We start from the raw sequence: 18,818 nt of genomic DNA, 5'->3' as shown, positions 1-18,818 counted from the left end.
TATATAGATATATAAGAGCTTTTTTAATTTAATACATTAATCTTTAATTACTTGTAAAGGAGTATTAATCCAATACTTATTTTTTGCTTCAAACTTGTGAATTTTAGATTGAGAGAGAGGTAGCGTTTTATTTACAAATTCGATATTACTGGGTAATTCCTTATTAGGAAATACTTCTTGGACAAAAAACTCTCTAAATTGATATATCTCTAACTCTTTAGTTTTATTAAGTTTTCTATCAAATACATCTCTTAAGTTACGAATTTGATATTTAAGATGTTTTGTTATATTACCTTCATCACTTAGTTCTTCAGAAAATTTGTTATCCTTAAGATTAACTCTCATTAGCGTATAATTTATCATTTCGATATTCTTAACTTTTAGCTTTCTTTTCTTATAGTTAAATACATAATTTTTAATCTTATTTGAAGCTGGGATTAATTTTCTTCCACTTCCAAAAGAAACATAGCTTGCTACTAATGGATTATTAAATTGAATCAAAAAAGCATTGCGTTCATTATCATATGAGATTTTTTCGACCTTAAAACGTGCTTTATTTTTTAATTGAAAATGATTGTTAAAAGAAATATAGTTCAAGTACATCTTGTCTTTTAAAGGAGCATATTCTAATTTTAAAGAATAAAAAGGCTTATAAGTTTTAATTATATCTAGATCATCAGGTTTAGCAGTATGTGGATTTATAATTTCCAATTCAACCTCTAGGACTTCATATTCTATTTTGTGGATTGAAAAATTAGTTGTCTCTATAAATAATTTCCCCGAAATTTTATAATTATCTTCTGTGACAGTTCTTAATGCTTCAAATTGTATCTCATAGATGGGTGTATCATTTAATGAAGTTCGTTTTAAAAATTTAAAGCTATGATTACTAACAAAATCTTTTTTAAAAATATCCATAAATGAAAATGAAAAATCATTATGGTTTCTTATTGGATTATGAGCATTCAAAATAGATAATTCATTACCTCCTAAAGGAGATAATATTGCACCTTTTATAAACTTTTTTCTTTTATTATCGTATGGTGTTTCTAAATATTCATCTCTTTTAAAGTTTTCATTTACATGGAAATTATATAATACAGCTTGATTATTAGGGTCACTAAATTTATGTGTTTGTAACCCTCCATCAAAAACTTCTACGAGGCATTCGTTAAGATTAAAATACTCATCATCTATAAGTTTATAATCTCTATAATAACCTACGTATGAATTTGGATTACTTGGATAATTATCTGAAATACTCTCTATTGCTTTTTCTACAATTTGTTTTATAGATAAGCGTTTTTTATTGTTCTCTAAATCTACTTCGGCTAAGGTTTCTATTTTAGTTTCTATACCTATAATGTTTGTTTCTCTATCTTTTAAATTATTTACTGCTATTTCTTTAGTTTTATAACCTATAGAACTGATAATAATAGTATCATTATTTTGCTTGTATTTATAAGGCACCCTAAACTGTCCTTTATCATCAGCAATAACTCCTAATGAAGTGTTTTTAACACGTATTGTAGCAAATGATAAAGGGGTTTTAGTTTTATAATCAATTACTTTACATAAAATCTGTAATTCTTGATTATGGTTGTCATGTAAATTTTTCTTTTTAAGAACAATTTGATTCTTTATAATTTTAAATGTTATAGGCTTTTCTTTAAAAAGTTCTGCTAAGGCTAAATTTATAGGAGTTTCACTAAGTTTTATGGTAACTATTGTGTTTAGATTAACATCTTCATTTTTATAAAAAAAAGTGAATTCTGTTATTCTTTCTATTTCTGATAGAACTTCTAAAATTGCTACTTGTTTTAAATCTAAGGTTATTTTGATGTCTTCTTTAAATAAAATAGTAGCATCACTCATTGAACTCCAAAGCAGAGCTAATACAAATATTATTTTAAACTTTAATAATCCTTTTTTCATTAATCTTCCTCTCCAAAAATCTCCAAATAAGTTCCTAAAATACCTTCTGAAACCCCTTGTATGTCTATTTGTATTTGGTTTGTTACATCCGAATTAAAAAAAGTAACTATCGCTTTTCCATTTTTATTTGTTTTTAAATTTGGATTCCAATATAGTGTTGTACGATAATCTGGTTTTATATGTTCTTCTTTTTTAACATTATACTTTGGAGCATAAAATTCTTTTGAAAAAGGATAACCTGCTATCCTAAATTCTGGCGAGACCAGTTTACGAACTCTCCCATCTCCTCTTCTTGTATAAATTAAAATCGCTCCGTTTGCACTCCTTGAACCAAAAATAGCCAAATTGGAGGCACTCTTGGCGATTTCAATTCGTTCTATTTCAAAATTACTTAAATTGGCAATTTCTATAGGCACAATACTACTGTTGGCAATAGGAACTCCATCAAGAACCCATAACAAATCAGTTCCTCCATTAACAGAGCTTCCTGTTGCTCTCCTCAGAGTAACACTTGGTTGATTTCCAGTACCAACCGTTAGCCCTCCAACTCTACTTAGTAATGTGCCAAAACTTTGAAACTCTTTTCCTTCTGTATATACTACTGCATCAGGCTGTATACCAAATGTTGATGATAATGCATTAGGGTTACTTTTTTCATCTTTATCTATTTCTGTCTCTAATACTACTTTATCTAAAACAGTTACTTTTTTTGAATTAAACTGCAAATCGAATATTGAATCTGCTTCTTTTTGTAGTTTAGAATTTATAATATAAAGTTTATTTTTATTTTCTTCGCTTTTTTTACTAATTCTAAAACTTGACTCTGGCACATTTAATTGTTTTCTTTCATTTAAATATACTCGCACACTTCTAAGATTTCCTTTTTTATTTCTGGAATTAAGTACAACATCTACTGTATCAACATGATTAAAGTTTGTTATCTTAAATTGTCCTTCATTATCAGTTTTTGTATTATATTGAGTAAAGCCATCTTTATCTCTAACCAATATTTCTATTTCTTCTTCCTTTAATAAGTTATTATTTCTCCATTTTGCAATACCTGATAATACCAATCCTTCTTCAAAATTAAATGCTTTTATTGTATCCTTATTTTTTTTATAAATATCTTCCCAATTAAATCGTCTCCAACCATGAGTTAACATTAATAAATCTAATTTACTTTTGGTAGTAAAATCTTTATTTTTAAAATAAAATGATGGAGCTTCGATATAACCTTTTAAATCAGACTCTAATAACAATTGTGTTAAAATATTTGAAGCATAAGTATCTTTTCTAGCTTTTTCTGAATCTGTTATTGCTAACGATAAATCTGCAGATATTGGTTGTCCTTCTGCATCGGTTACACTTATTTCTAAATCAATTTGATCTCTTGTATTAAATTCTTCTTTGCTAATCTGAGTTGTTACTATTAATTCTTTCTCATTATCTATAAATAATGAACGCTCACTCATTGGTCTATTTTTTTTATCAAAAAGTGTTATCGTTGTTACTCCACTTGGAAGGCCTTTCTTAGAAATTTTTATTTCTATATAAGGTTTTTCTGAAAAATTAAATTCTCCTTGATAAAACTTCTGCTTTTGTAATTGTCCTATAAATAAACTAAACGGATTATCTCTTAAAAATTTACTTGCCTGAACTCTTACTAACAATTCTGATGGGCTAGTATTATTTACAGTTATTACATAACCTTCTTTCTTAGCTTTTGGCAACTCATATTTAATACCATTATTTAACTCTGCATAGTAATATTCTTCTTTATTTGGTTTTAAATAAAAAAACCCTGAGCCTTTATGTATTGATTTTATAATTGATATAACTTCTCCTTTTGAGTTTAATATTTTTCCATTGATTTCTCTAGATAGACCATCTGACCCTATAGCTTTAAATGCTACTAAGCTACTTAGTCCTTCTACCAAATCACCTCCTTCTGGGAAAAACTGTAAATCAATAGTATTTGCTGTTTTTATTGCATTCACATCAACTATATCTGTAAAAGCGGTATTTAATATTTTAACTTGCTTAGTAAAAAAAAACTCTGAGTCATAATTTCGCATCCAATTAGTATATGCGCGTAATTGATAGTCTCCTGATATTAGATCTTCAGGAATTACAATAGAACCAATACTTTTACCTTTATCAATTTCTTGGATCTGAGAAATAACAACTTCACTGTTTGAATTGATTAAATCGATATAAAGTACTTTACTAAAAGTAGTCTCTTTATGATTAGCGCCTAATACTGTATATCCGCTATACCATAATTTTTGACCTGGTGTATACATATTCTTATCTGTATGTAAATACACTTTCTCTATTACATTTCGATTATTATATTCTTTTAAATTCTCACTTATAAACTCTATTTGACCTTTATTTATTAGAGGCTTATTTTCTTTTATATCTGATTGACCAAGTACTTCTGAAATACCTATAATCATAAATAATAAGATGAAGCCTACCGTCAATATATTCTCATGAAGTTTAATTTGTTCTTTCATCAATAATTGTTTTAAAAAAAATAATTGTTCCTTCTAATAATAATAATTTATTTATTTTCATCTGTTTTACCAAAAGCCTTTAAATATGTTCCTAGAATACCATTTTCCGATAAACCCTGAATATCAATCTGAATATTTTCTGTAATGTCTGAATTAAAAAAGGTAACGGATGCTTTTCCATTTTTATCTGTAGTAATGGATGGGTTCCAATATAATGTTGTACGATAGTCTGGTTTTATATGTTCTTCTTTTTTTACATCATACTTGGGTGAGTAAAACTCTTTTGCCCCTGAATAGCCTGCTAATGTAAATTCTGGAGATACTACTTTTCGAACTCTCCCATCTCCTCTTTTTGTATACACCAAAATAACACCATTACCTCCACGTAATCCAAAAAGAGCCAAGTTGGATGCACTCTTAGCAATTTCTATTCGCTCTATTACAAAACCATTTAAATTAGCAATTTCTAGAGGAATGCCATTTCCAGTAGCATTAATTGGTGCTCCATCAAGAACCCATAAAGGAGATCCTCCAAATCTTCTTATTGAAACACTCGGTGGATTTCCAGGAACTACTGAAAGGCCCCCAACTCCACTTAGTAACACGCCAAGACTCTGAAACTCTTTCCCTTTTGTATACACTACTTTATCAGGGTCTATCCCAAATGTTGATGGTGCAGAGTTCGGATGCTCTCCATTACCTTTCCTTTCTATCTCTGCTTCCAGATCTACTTTATCTAATCGAGTTGTCTCTTTTGAGTTAAACCTTAAATCAAATAACGAATCTGTCTCTATTTGTAATATTGCATTTTCAATATAATCTCGATAAGGTTCTCTATATATATCATTTTGGTATAATCTAAAATTTGCTTCAGGGAATTTAGGTATTTCTATCTCATCCAAATCAATTAGTATTCGTATTAACTCATCATTTTTTCTCTTAGTATTAAATACTAGTTTAATAGAATCTGTATGATTAAAGTTATCTATCTTAAATCTCCCTTCTTCATCCGTTTTTAAACTATATTGAGCAAAGCCATCCTTCTCTTTTACCACCAAATCAAGATTTCTGTTCTTAAACGGTTGCCGATCTGTCCACATCGCTGTTCCTGCTATAGTCTTTCCTCTTTCTACATTAAAGATTTTTAACGTATCCTGATCTTTATCATTTATATCTTTCCAATTAAAACGTCGCCATCCATGAGTAAGCATTATCAAATCTAACTTAGTCCTTGTCGTTATACTTTTATCTTTAAAATAAAAACCAGGATCTTCTATATGTCCTTTTATATCAGACTCTAATAATAAATGGGTTAATATGTTTTTAGTATTAATGCTCTTTTCTACTTTATCTAAATCTGTAATTGCTAACAATAAATCTGTTGATACTGGCATTCCTTGTTTATCAGTAACACTTATATCTAATACTATCTCATCTCTAGATTGAAATACTGACTTGTTTAATTGCGTTTGTATTACTAACTCTTCTTCTTTATTAATAAATAATGAGCGTTCATTTAATGGTTTTTTATCCTCATCTAAAAGTGTCATCGTGATTACTCCACTCGGTAAGTTCTTTTTAGGTATTACAATGTTTATGTAAGGATCTCTTCTAAACTTAAATTTCCCTTGATAATAATTCTGTGTTTGTAATTGTCCTAAAAATAAATAAAACGGTTTATTCTTTAACGATTCACTAGCTTCAACTCTAACAAATAAATTAGATGCATCTGCATTATCTACAGTGATTACATAGCCTTCCTTTCTAGGTGTTTGTAGTACATATTTTGATCCGTTAGATAATTCTGCAGTATATGTCTCTCTTGATTCAGGTTTTAAGTTAAAAAAACCAGCCCCCTTATGTATCGATCTTATAAACGCTACTGCTTTCCCTTTTGAGTTTAGTACTTTACCATTAATTTCTCTTGACAATCCATCTCCTCCAATAGCTTTAAATGCTACCAAACTGTTAATCCCTTCTACCAAATCGCCTCCTTCTGGGAAAAATTGGACGTCTATAGCTCTATTTTTAGTCGCTAAATCAGAAACACCTTCTCTATAATCGCTCGCTAATACTTTTATTCGTTTTGTGAAAAAGAAATTAGCATCAAAATTACGCATCCAACTCGTATAAGCACGTAATTGATAATCTCCTGGCAATATATTTTTAGGAAGTTCTATAGATCCTGAACTTCTTCCTTCTAATATTTCCCGAGTCTGTGATAGTATCACATCACCTCTAAAATTAATTAAATCTACATATAATACTTTACTATTAGAATATTTATAATTAGATCCTAAAACTGTATAACCACTATACCATAAATCTTCGCCTGGTAAAAACAAATCTTTATCTGTATGTATGTATACTTTCTCTATAGTATTGTTCTCATTATATCGTTTTAAATTCTCTCCTAATGCCTCTACAACTGAAGCTTCTACTTGTTCCTGAGATATAACTACTTTACTATCTATATCTTGTGAGCGAACTACTAATGCGATAAACACAAAAACAATTGTTATAAACATAGTTTTAGTTTTTATATTTATTCGAGAATATTTAAAACAATACTTCATAATCTAAATTTTATAATTAATTATTTTCTCTTTTACCAAAGGCCTTTAAATAAGCTCCTGGAATACCATATTCTGATAAACCTTGAATATCTATTTGAAAGTTTTCTGTAAAGTCTGAATTAAAAAAAGTAATGGATGCTTTTCCGTTTTTATCTGTAATAATAGATGGATTCCAATACAATGTTGTACGATAATCTGGTTTTATATGTTCTTCTTTTTTTGCATCATACTTGGGTGAGTAAAACTCCTTTCCCCCTGAATAACCCATGATCGTAAACTCTGGTGAAAGTACATCGTCATATATCACTCCACCTCTTTTAGTATAAATAAGAATCACACCATTACCTCCACGCAGTCCATAAATAGCAGCAGATGCTCCTTTAAGTACTTCTATTCGTTCTACATCTCTTGAGCTTAACGTTGCTAAATCTGAAGGTATAGAAGTAGCTGTTGCTGCAGATGGAGATGCAAGCTGAGCTCCTGTGCTTTGCGCATTCCCTTCTGGTCCACCTCCTCCTTCTACTAGTGCTGGTCCTGCAGTTACTCCTGAGGATTCAATGGGAATTCCGTCTACAACCCATAAAGGGTTTCCTGCTCCTCTAATACTAACAGCAGCACTTCTACCTGAACCCACAACATTAATACCCGAGACCCCTATTAATAATTGTATAAAACTTGTAAACTCTTTTCCTTTAGAATAAATTGTAACATCAGGCTCTACACCATATACCGAGGGTGCTGCATTAGATGATTTTTTAGTAGCTTCTGCTTCTAACAATACCTCATCTAGGTTAGTAATTTTATTAAAATCATACTTTAAATCAAATAGTGAATCTGTTTCTCTTCTCAGTTTTGATGATTCAAAATAATCCTGATTATGCTTAAAATCTCCATTCGTTTTAGAATTCCCAAAACTCAATTTAGAAAAAGTTATATCTGGTTTTTGTTCATCCAAGATTGTTTTAATATCAATTGGAGTACCCTTATCTGTATAAGCATTAAATACAACTTTTGTAGAATCTGTGTGATTAAAATTATCTATTTTAAACCTTCCATTCTCATCTGTTTTTACAGGATACATTCCAAAAGCATCTTTTGACTTAGCGACTACTTTTAATGTTGTAGCAATTAACGGTTTATTATTTAGAGTTTTAGCAATTCCTGAAATACTCAATCCTTTAGTAAATGGGTGTTTTTTAGCACTATTAAATTTTTGATTTTCTAAATCTCTCCAGTTAAAACGTCTCCATCCATGAGTTAACATTATCAAATCTAATTTAGCTCTTGTAGAACGTTTTTGATCTTTAAAATAAAGTGCAGGAGATTCTATATATCCTTTTACCTCTGATTCTAATAATAATTGAGTTAGTATATTTGAGGTATTTGCATTTTTTAATATCTTATTTTTATCTGTTATTGCTAAGGACAAATTTGTAGATACTGGTCTACCATCTGTATCTGTAACATTAATATCCAATTCAATCTTATCTCTAAATTCAAACTTATTTTTGTTAAGTTCTGCAGTTATTACTAATTCTTCTTGATTATTAATAAATAGTGCTCGTTCATTCCAAGGTTTCCCATTTTCATCAAAAAGGGTAAGTGTCATAACACCGCTAGGTAGTTTGTTTTTGGGGATTTCAAAATTTACAAAAGCAGCATCTGCAAATTCAAATCGACCTTGATAGTATTTTTTATTCTGTATAGATCCAATAACATAAAATTTCTTGTTTCTTAATTGTTCACTCGCTTGGATTTTTACAATAATACTTCTTCTAGAACTCGAATTATTAATCGTCAAACTATAGCCTTCATTTTTTATCTCTGGAAGTGGATATCTAGAACCATCTTTTAATTCTGCAACATAAGTCTCACCTATTTTAGGGGTAAAATAAAAAAATCCTGTTCCAGCAGTATTATCTATAGTATTTATAAAAGTTATAACATCTCCTTTAGCATTTAACACTTTACCTTTAACTGCTTTATTTATACCGTCATTTCCTATTGCTTTAAATGCAACTAAGCTATTTAGACCGTTAATAAGATCTCCTCCTTCAGGAAAAAATTGCAAATCAATTTTATCATCAGTTTTCACCTCTTCTTTATTAAAGTGCTCATTATCAACTATGCTGACAATCTTTCTAAAAAAGAAATCTTCATCAAAATTACGCATCCAATTCGTAGATGCAATTAATTGATATAGTCCAGGTTTTATGTTTTCAGGAATAGTTATAGATCCTTTCCCCTTTCCTTCAATAAGTTCTTGAGTTTGAAACGTAACAATTTCATTATCTGAATTCATTAAACTTACATATAAAACTTTGCTTGCTAACGAATAATTATAATTAGCTCCTAAAGTACAATAAGCACTATACCATAACTCCTCACTCATTGAAAATAGCTCTTTATCTGTATGTAAGTATACTTTCTCTATCGGATTATAATTATTATACTCATTTAGGTTTTTACTTAATTCTTTTATAAAAGGGTCACCTGCAATATTTGTTTGTAACAAGGCAATTTGTTCTTTGCTATTTAAAAATATTGATCCAAAAGCATTATCTTTTTCGAAAGAAGCGATGACTTCTTGTTCTACTGGAGTTCGTTTTACTATGGGGTTATCTTCCCAAAACTTTTTATTATACCCTATTTCATTTAGATTATCCCAATCACTAGCTTTTCTTCTAAATTGTCTTCCTAATTTTCTTCGCGATGTTGGTGTGTAGTATTCAAAAAAACTAAGGTTTGAAATGGAAGACACATGTGTTTGCAAACTATCTTCTTTATAATAATCAAATTCTTGGTCTACCTTAATATAATCTATTGCTAGATCGAGGATAGTATCTTTTTTAAAGGCTATTTCATACGATAATTTATAGTCCTTTTTATAGGTGCTCTTTTCGGTTAATCGCACTAACTTCAAATCGTCTCTAGAGATAGATCCTGTGACTTTAAGCACATCATACGTTTTGGTATTTATAGATACTTCACCTTCAAAAATAGGGGTTGTAATATTTTTTAATGGCTTAAACCATAGGACTGCTATTTCATCTTGTCCTGAATTAAATGTATTTATAATTTTTATGTCATAAAATCTTTCTAATTCACGATGTAATGGGAAGATAAGATCTTTGGTATTAGGCTGTATAGCTTTTAATAAACGTGAAAAAAGTGTGTAATTTTTATTATTAACGGTTTCTGGCTTTAGAGCATACCTCCCTTCTAATATATCCCAATCTTCAATTCCACTATCAGAATAACGAATGTCATAAATAATTTCTGATAGTTCCGAATAATTATCTCCATTTTTTGATTTCTGACGATATAAAGCTTTTCCAAACTTACCTATGTTTGATTCTCTTGTAGTTTTATTAAATGCTTCTTTAGCTAATCTAAGTGCATACCTACCGTTATCTACTGGTAGCGTAATCGCTTCTAAATTATTAACTAAAGGTTGCATAGACACCACTACATCTAATGTTTCAGATATTACAATTGTTTGTTTTTCATAATTTAAATGAGAAAATATAAGCTCTGCAGGCAATATATCTACATTAACAATAAACTCTCCTTCTTCATTGCTAGATGTACCTGTATATGTAGTTCCTATTGTTATACTACAAAACGGGATTACTTCGCCAGTTTCTTTATCTACTACTTTACCTTGAATTGTGTGATTTTGATAATGCTCTAGATAATTTTTCTTAAGTATGATTTGATTTTTTAAAATTTTAAAAACTAATTCTTCTTCTTTTAAAAGCTCTGACAATACATACTCTATAGGTTGCTCTTTTACTTTAATACTTATCTGCTTATTTAAATTAAGGTCTTCATTTTTATAAAGAAATTTGTAGTCAGTTGTAATTTCTATTTCTCTAAGAGCTTCTGATAAAGGAACATCACTTAAATTAAGGCTAATTTTAATATTCTCGAGACTATTCGCTCTCACTGTAATAGAGGAAAAACCTAATACTAAAAACAACAAAATAAGTTTTCTCTTTAAAAAAAATTTAACCGTTACAAAATTAATTTGTTTCATTATACTTGATTTATAATTATTACATCTCCTTCTATTTTATAATTAAATTCAGATAATTCCTTAAAAGTATCTAACACTTCTGCAAGCTTTTCTCCCTTAAATGTTCCTGTATATCTAACATTATTTAAGTGTGAAGAGTTATTTTTGATATCAATGTTATAATAGCGTTCTAATTTTTTAATTATGTCTTCAAAGCGATCATTTTTAAAAAATAATACACCTTCTTTCCATGCAAAATGTTTATCTAAATCTGGCTCTTGAATTATCTTATATTCTTCATTTTTATTCTCTAAAATTATTTGTTCTCCTGATTTGATAATAATGCTTTTATTTTTATCAAAAACTTCTGAAGGTTTATTTACTGCAACACTCCCTTCTTCTAAAACAACAAATGTTTCTTTTTCATTTTGATAACTAGTCACATTAAATTTAGTCCCTAAAACCCTTATATTCATATCTGATGTATGAACTATAAAAGGAGAACTTTCATCTTTTTTTACATCAAAAAAAGCTTCTCCTTCAATAAAAACATCTCTATTTTTTGTACCAAAAAATGTTGTTGGAAACCTGAGTTTACTTCCAGAATTAATAGTCACTAATGTACCATCCGAAAGTTCTAGTTTAAACTGCTTCCCATAAGGGACAATTAGTTTATTATAAATTAATTTTGAATTTTTCTTAGTGTTTTTTGAAAATGACAAAACCCCTAATTGTAGGTTAGCAATAACCTCTCTTTGCTTATTGAAAATAACCTTAGTTTCATTCTTATTAATATCCAGTAACGAACCATCTTCTAATTCTAATACAATTTGATCTTCTAATATAGGAACATCAGGTTTCAAAACAGAATACATCCCTATAGAAATACTCATTAATACTATTAAAATAGCTGCATACTTTAATAATATACGATAAGGGTTTATTTTTAAAATTTGCTTTTGAGTTATTGCTTTTTCAACATTATTATACGCACTTTCTATATCTACAGAATTATAAGCAATTGCCAATTCTTGATTAGCTTTAACTATTTCCTCAAACAGTTTTTGATTTTCATCAACTTGCAGCCATTTTTTTAAAGATTTAAGTTCATCTTTAGAAATTTCACTCGTTATATATCTAATAATTATATCTTCCAAAATATACTTCTTTGTTTTTTATATTGTAATGACGTTAAAATTTTATTTTACCCTTAAATTTTATTTTATTTTTCGATATTTACATAAATATACTCATTTCTTTTAATAGTTTATTATCTATTTCATGAAAGACCAAGTCTTATGGAAACAAATACAAAACAATGACAATCAGGCTTTAAAAGAAGTTTTTGATCTATATTATAAAGTTTTATGTTCTTATATAGTACAGTTTACTCATGATATGCCTGAAGCAGAAGATATTGTGCAAAATACCTTTATTAAACTGTGGGAAAAACGTAATAAAATAACTATAAATACTTCATTAAAATCCTATTTATTTAGAGTAAGTTACAATGAATGTATGGATAATATTAAACGAAAAAAACGAAAAGATTTATTATTAGAGAACCTTAAATATAAGTTATTACAATCTCAATTAGAACAAGATCAATATATTGTTAATCAAAAAATAAAGAGAATAAAAACCCTTGTAGATACTCTCCCTAAACGTTGTAAAGAAATTTTATTATTGAGTAAAGAAAAAGGGCTAAAAAATAAAGAGATTGCCATTAAGTTAAATATTTCTATCAAAACTGTAGAATCTCAAATTAGAATAGCTTTTCAAAAAATTAGAAATGGTATCTAACTACAATTTATCTTTTCTAAAAGATTTTAAATATATCTCTGATATTCCATAATTTCATAAGCTGTAATTTTCTACATTATTTAAATTAAAAAGACAGGCAACATATTTTCGTTATTTTTGAATACATTAAATTCAATACGATGAAAAAATTAATAATTCCGTTTTTTATAATAACCCTTATGAGTTCATGCAAAGAAGAGCAAAAAATAATTTATCCTGAGACAAAAATAGGGGAAGTGGTCAATACTTATTTTGATGAAGAAGTTAAAGATCCTTATCGTTGGTTAGAAGATGATAGAAGTGAAGAAACTGCAGATTGGGTAAAAACCCAAAATGTTTCAACTTACGCATATTTAGATAAAATTCCATATCGAAAAGGGTTAAAAGAACGCTTAGAAAAAATGTGGAATTATGAAAAAATAGGAGCCCCTTTTAAAGAAGGGAATTATACTTATTATTATAAAAATGACGGATTGCAAAATCAATTTGTATTATATAGAACTCATGATGATGGTGAAGAAGACGTGTTTTTAGATCCAAATACATTTAGTAATGATGGAACAGTGTCTTTAGGGCAAGTAAGCTTTTCTAAAGATGGTAGTATTGCCGCATACTCTATTTCTGAAGGAGGAAGTGATTGGAGAAAAGTATTGATTATGAATACTGAAACCAAACAAATTATTGAAGATACTTTAATTGATATAAAGTTTAGTGGGATTTCATGGAAAAACAATGATGGCTTTTATTATTCAAGTTATGACAAACCTAAAGGAAGTGAATTATCTGCAAAGACCGATCAACACAAACTGTATTATCACAAATTAGGAACAAAACAAAAAGATGATGCTTTAATTTATGGAGGTACTTCTGAAGAAAAACATCGTTATATTTCAGGAAGTGTTACAGAAGATGGGAATTATTTATTTATTTATCCAAGAATTTCAACCTCTGGATCTAAATTATTAATGAAAGATCTATCTAACCCTAATGGGGAAATTATAACAATTTTAGCGGATACAAATAGTGATACTTCTGTGTTTGAAAATGTAGGCAGTAAATTATACTTATTAACTAATTTAAATGCGCCTAATCAAAAAATTGTAACTGTTGATGCTTCCAATCCAACACCAGAAAACTGGGTAGATTTCATTCCAGAAACTGAAAATGTATTATCTCCATCAATAGGAGGTGGTTACTTTTTTGCAGAATATATGGTAGATGCCGTTTCTAAAGTGATACAATACGATTACGAAGGTAAGGTAATAAGAGAAGTTGAATTGCCTGGGATAGGAAGTGCCAGTAGCTTTGGTGGTAAAAAAGAAGCTCCTATTTTATACTACAGTTTTTCTAATTATAAAACACCGGGAACTATCTTTAAATACAACCCTAAAGATGGTATATCATCCATTTATAAAAAACCTAATGTTGATTTTGATTCTGATAGTTATGAAAGCAAACAAGTATTTTATATTTCAAAAGATGGCACTAAAGTTCCAATGATTATCACTCATAAAAAAGGATTAGATCTCAATGGTAAAAACCCAACAATTTTATACGGTTATGGCGGGTTCAATGTAAGTTTAACACCTTCGTTTAGCCCCTCTAATGCAGTTTGGTTAGAACAAGGAGGTATTTACGCAGTACCAAATATTAGAGGCGGAGGGGAATATGGTAAGAAATGGCATAATGCGGGGACGCAGTTAAAAAAACAAAATGTATTTGACGATTTTATTGCCGCTGGCGAATATTTAATTGCTAATAATTATACATCTTCAGATTACTTAGCTATTAGTGGTGGCTCAAACGGAGGGCTATTAGTAGGTGCTACAATGACACAACGTCCAGATTTAATGAAGGTAGCTTTACCAGCTGTTGGTGTTTTAGACATGCTACGTTACCATACATTTACTGCTGGAGCAGGTTGGGCTTATGATTATGGTACAGCAGAACAAAGCAAAGAAATGTTTGAGTACTTAAAAGGTTATTCTCCTGTTCATAATGTAAAAGCAGGGGTATCTTATCCTGCAACTTTAGTAACTACTGGAGATCACGACGATCGCGTGGTACCTGCTCACAGTTTTAAGTTTGCTGCAGAGTTACAGAGTAAACAAACTGGAACTAATCCAACTCTAATTCGCATTGAAACTGATGCAGGACATGGAGCAGGAACTCCTATTAGTAAAACCATAGAACAGGCGGCTGATATTTTTGGATTTACATTACATAATATGGGGTTTGAAGTATTACCTAGCAAAACCAAAGAAACAATTAAAGGATAACAATAACTTTATTTAATCCAGTTAGATATAAAAACCTAACTGGATTCTATTCATAAAATGCTTCAGGTAAAACATATTTCATTTCAGTATCAAGAACAACCTATTTTAAGCAATATTAGTTTTACTGTTAAAGCAGGAGAGCATTTATCTATTATTGGAGAAAGTGGATCTGGAAAATCAACACTTTTAAAATTGTTATATGGTGAATTTGATTTAAATAAAGGTCAGATTTTTTGGAAAGATAATCAGATATTAGGCCCTGAATATAATTTGGTCATTGACCCTGAGCATATAAGGTATGTTTCTCAAGAATTTGATTTAATGCCCTTTACTTCTGTAGAAGAAAACGTAGGCAAGTATCTGTCTAATTTTTATCCTGAAGAAAAAAGAGAGCGTACTGCAGAGCTTCTCGAAGTGGTTGAATTATCTTCTTTTGCAAAAACGAAAGTAAAACTATTAAGTGGTGGTCAAAAACAACGTGTAGCTCTTGCTAGAGCTATTGCAAAACAACCAGAAATCATTTTATTAGATGAACCTTTTAGTCATATCGATAATTTTAAAAAACAATCTTTAAGGCGTAATTTATTTCAATATTTAAAAGATAAAGATATTGCATGTGTTGTAGCCACACACGATAGAGAAGATGTTTTAGGCTACGCTGATCATATGATTGTGTTGAATAATGCCAAGATAATTGCAAACAATACACCTCAATATTTATTTAAACACCCAGAAAGCGTTCTGATTGCTTCGTTTTTTGGAGAATTTAATGTTCTCGATTCTTATGGGATTGTATATGCTCATCAATTAAAGGTCGTATCTAACTCAAATTTAAAAGCTATTGTAAAACAATCTTATTTTAAAGGGAATTATTATTTAATTGAAGCTAAATTGAATCATGAAATTATCTTTTTTCAACATTTAAAAGCTCTCAAAAATCAAGCTGAAGTATTTTTAGAAGTTGTTAAGTAAGTATCTAAACGTATTATTTTAAAAAACAGCTTCAATTATAAAATCATCATTTCTAAATCGTATAGCATCTCCTTTTTGCTTAGATAATAATAATTGTCCAATAGGAGTGCTTGGAGAAATAGCATAAAACAATGTGTTTTCAACTTTTAATTCGCCTGCACTAATCGCTATAAAATAATTAGCCTTTGTAGTATATACAACACTCCCAAGGGATACAATTTTATGAGATTTAGATCGATCTATTTTACTCAAAGTTTCTCCAACTTTTTGAATATCAGCCAACTGATTTCCCACTTTTTCACGCTCTAATTGCAACATTGCTCTCCCTGTTTCGTGTTTATCTCCTGCACTACTTTTAGTTTCAGATAATAGTGATTTCTGAATATCTTGCATCGTATTCTGTACAGACTGTAAGCGTTGTTCTAAAAACAGTTTACACTGTTGGTATAAGTTTTCTTTTATTGCAAGCATTATTTTGAAAACGTCTTAATTAAAGCAGGTAAAAATAACAAATCTGCAAGTAGCGCAGCAGCAACAGTAAAAGCACAAAGTAGGCCAAATGTGCTTACAGATATGACACCACTAAAACCTATAATTAAAAATCCAAATACTAAAGCAATAGTGGTTGAAAACAAGGCATCCCCTGTGTATATAATGGCATTATCCATTTTAGAAATGACGGCTCCTGTATTCTTTTTATACTTATATGTTAAGTGTATCGTATCGTCCATTGCAATCCCTAGCATGATAGGTGCAATCATCACTGTTGAAATTTCCAAAGGAATATTAAGTATACTCATTATAATAGCGAGTAACGCTAAAGGAAGAAGATTAGGAATTAATACCAAAACACTCGTTTTAATGTTTCCTATAAAAATAAATAATACAATAAATGATATGATAAATGCTGCTCCAAAAGATCGAAATTGTGTCTGAATGATAAACTTATTTAGTTTCGCAAAAACAGCTGAAAACCCACGGATTTCAATATTATAAGCATCATCAAAAATAGAATGGAAATCATTTTCAATTTGAATAAACAAATCTTCAAGTTCTTTTGTTTTTAATTCTCTCACATTTACCGAAATGCCCAATTTAGAAAAATCATCAGAAAACATTGAGAAAAATGTATTTGATTCTTCTTTACTTTTAATTAAAATAGAATCCATTTTAATACTACTAAATCCATTTTGAAATAATACTGGTGAGCGTTTTTCTAGAAACTCTTTTACATTGAGTAATGATACTGGAGAGGACGCATACTCGTTGTTATTTAGTTTTTCATGAAATTGTTTCAGTTTTGTAAATGTGCTACTATTTAATAAGCTTTCTCTTGAAGTATTGACTACATTTACTTGTAAACGTGTGCTTCCATCAAGCTCTTTTTCTATTGCTTTTAAGTTTTGTTTTGCCTCTCCATTTCCAAGCATATTCAATGAGTCTGTATTCACTTCAATTTTAGAAATAGAAAAAATACCGATGACAAATAATACTGAAGATACCACAATAATAGAATGCTTATATCGTGTTGTAAAACTGTTTAGCTTGAAAGTGAGTTTATCTAAATTAATGGGTTTTAATTTAGATAAAAAACTATTTTCAGTTTTTAAATGCTTAGGCATAAAACTAAATCCGATAGCTGTAATCACATATACCAAAACAAAGGATAACAATAGACCTATACAGGTAAATAATCCCATATTTTTAAATGCAGGAAGCGGTGATAAATATAAAGCGATATAACCTGTTAAAGTGGTTAAAGTCGTATAAAAACAAGGTTTTAAACTTTTGAACAATGCTTTTTGTATCTGTACTATTTTAGAATTTCCTTCGCTTTTTCGCTGCTTATGATACATGTTTATAATATGAATCGCATCACTCACACTATATACCAAAAGAATAGTAGGAATCAACATCGAAATCATATTTAGTTTATACCCTAAACTCACTAAAGTTCCAAATAGTAAAGCTATAGGGGTTATTATTGCACTAATAGCTAATAACAAATAGCTTCGATGTGGCAATAAAAATAGAAGCATTAATAGCACTACAATTACGGTAATGACTGCAAAAAAAACAGATTCATTATAAATAGTATTATTATATGCTTCATTTAAAACAGGTGCCCCTGTATGAAAGTAATTGGTTCCAAAAACGCTTTCAATAACTGATTCAATATGTGCTACAGCTTCACTCCGTATGGCTTCAATAGTATGACTAGGGTCCATTTGAATATAAAAAAACAAATGCTCCGTATCTTCAGAAATTAATTGCTTTTTGATTACAGGAAGCTTATCTAATAAATTGTTTAAACTCCTTTCGCTTCGCTTGGTATCATAAATATTTTGATAGTAAATTTTATTATTGGCATAAATAGGATATTTCGCATTTGCGATACTAAAACTAGCATTCACATAAGGTAAAGTATCTATTTTTTGATGTAGTAGTGAAAGTCGATTAACATTAGTTTCAGAAAAGCTGTTTTTAACTGGAAACATAGCAATGAAAATCTCATCAGAGCCTTGTTCTTCTTGAAATTTAATGTATTGTTGATAATCTTTATTTTCTTCAAGAAACCAGATAGATAAAGAGTTATCTACTTTTAAACTTGTTACTGTTTGTAACAGCCCAATAATAGTCAATAACCCAAGAATCGCTATTATGGCAACTCTTTTATTAATAACAAATTGTATGGCTTTGTTGAACACTTTTTATT

Annotated in this window: 10 protein-coding genes; 3 read left to right on the top strand and 7 right to left on the bottom strand. The window is 29.3% G+C overall.

Features of this window, described 5'->3' with window-relative positions; translation table 11 throughout:
• Positions 1 to 36: 36 nt before the first annotated feature.
• The 5 genes from D1817_02040 to D1817_02020 form a co-directional block, all read right to left on the bottom strand.
• The gene (locus tag D1817_02040; GenBank protein ID AXT18685.1) at positions 37 to 1,935 is read right to left on the bottom strand and encodes a hypothetical protein; all 1,899 of its coding nucleotides are present in this window, start codon (positions 1,933 to 1,935) and stop codon (positions 37 to 39) included.
• Entirely contained in the window at positions 1,935 to 4,454 is a 2,520-nt protein-coding gene (locus D1817_02035; protein ID AXT18684.1) for a hypothetical protein, read from the bottom strand. Before D1817_02035 ends, D1817_02040 begins: the two co-directional genes overlap by 1 nt.
• 47 nt (positions 4,455 to 4,501) lie before the next feature.
• Positions 4,502 to 6,982: a hypothetical protein gene (locus D1817_02030; protein ID AXT18683.1), complete on the bottom strand. Its 2,481-nt coding sequence runs from the start codon at positions 6,980 to 6,982 to the stop codon at positions 4,502 to 4,504.
• A gap of 64 nt (positions 6,983 to 7,046) precedes the next feature.
• Positions 7,047 to 11,069, bottom strand: a complete 4,023-nt coding sequence (locus D1817_02025; GenBank protein AXT18682.1) for a hypothetical protein — start codon at positions 11,067 to 11,069, stop codon at positions 7,047 to 7,049.
• Complete coding sequence (locus D1817_02020) at positions 11,069 to 12,205, bottom strand: FecR family protein (protein AXT18681.1); 1,137 nt, start codon at positions 12,203 to 12,205, stop codon at positions 11,069 to 11,071. Before D1817_02020 ends, D1817_02025 begins: the two co-directional genes overlap by 1 nt.
• A gap of 124 nt (positions 12,206 to 12,329) precedes the next feature.
• On the opposite strand from D1817_02020, the gene D1817_02015 reads away from it, so the two are divergent.
• The 3 genes from D1817_02015 to D1817_02005 all read left to right on the top strand — a co-directional run bounded on the left by D1817_02015 (position 12,330) and on the right by D1817_02005 (position 16,102).
• Complete coding sequence (locus D1817_02015; protein AXT18680.1) at positions 12,330 to 12,851, top strand: RNA polymerase sigma-70 factor; 522 nt, start codon at positions 12,330 to 12,332, stop codon at positions 12,849 to 12,851.
• Between the two features lie 140 nt (positions 12,852 to 12,991).
• Positions 12,992 to 15,130, top strand: a complete 2,139-nt coding sequence (locus tag D1817_02010; protein AXT18679.1) for a S9 family peptidase — start codon at positions 12,992 to 12,994, stop codon at positions 15,128 to 15,130.
• A gap of 57 nt (positions 15,131 to 15,187) precedes the next feature.
• A complete protein-coding gene (locus D1817_02005) occupies positions 15,188 to 16,102 on the top strand; it encodes an ABC transporter ATP-binding protein (GenBank protein AXT18678.1) in 915 nt (304 codons plus the stop codon).
• An 18-nt stretch (positions 16,103 to 16,120) separates the two neighbouring features.
• Here the strand turns inward: D1817_02005 and D1817_02000 are convergent, their stop codons facing one another.
• Positions 16,121 to 16,573, bottom strand: coding sequence for a 3-oxoacyl-ACP synthase (locus D1817_02000; protein ID AXT18677.1), 453 nt, complete (start codon positions 16,571 to 16,573; stop codon positions 16,121 to 16,123).
• A complete protein-coding gene (locus tag D1817_01995; GenBank protein ID AXT18676.1) occupies positions 16,573 to 18,810 on the bottom strand; it encodes an RND transporter in 2,238 nt (745 codons plus the stop codon). Before D1817_01995 ends, D1817_02000 begins: the two co-directional genes overlap by 1 nt.
• Positions 18,811 to 18,818 lie beyond the last annotated feature (8 nt).

It is taken from the genome of Flavobacteriaceae bacterium, assembly GCA_003443635.1.
Taxonomy (GTDB): Bacteria; Bacteroidota; Bacteroidia; order Flavobacteriales; family Flavobacteriaceae; genus AU392.
The sequence above is the reverse complement of the archived record's forward strand: the minus strand, read 5'-3'. Positions and strand labels throughout refer to the sequence as shown.

Bases quoted from the DNA above. Each gene is read 5' to 3' on its own strand.
- D1817_02040 (AXT18685.1), bottom strand. From the start codon at position 1,935: ATGAAAAAAGGATTATTAAAGTTTAAAATAATATTTGTATTAGCTCTG.
- D1817_02035 (AXT18684.1), bottom strand. From the start codon at position 4,454: ATGAAAGAACAAATTAAACTTCATGAGAATATATTGACGGTAGGCTTC.
- D1817_02030 (AXT18683.1), bottom strand. From the start codon at position 6,982: ATGTTTATAACAATTGTTTTTGTGTTTATCGCATTAGTAGTTCGCTCA.
- D1817_02025 (AXT18682.1), bottom strand. From the start codon at position 11,069: ATGAAACAAATTAATTTTGTAACGGTTAAATTTTTTTTAAAGAGAAAA.
- D1817_02015 (AXT18680.1), top strand. From the start codon at position 12,330: ATGAAAGACCAAGTCTTATGGAAACAAATACAAAACAATGACAATCAG.
- D1817_02010 (AXT18679.1), top strand. From the start codon at position 12,992: ATGAAAAAATTAATAATTCCGTTTTTTATAATAACCCTTATGAGTTCA.
- D1817_02005 (AXT18678.1), top strand. From the start codon at position 15,188: ATGCTTCAGGTAAAACATATTTCATTTCAGTATCAAGAACAACCTATT.
- D1817_02000 (AXT18677.1), bottom strand. From the start codon at position 16,573: ATGCTTGCAATAAAAGAAAACTTATACCAACAGTGTAAACTGTTTTTA.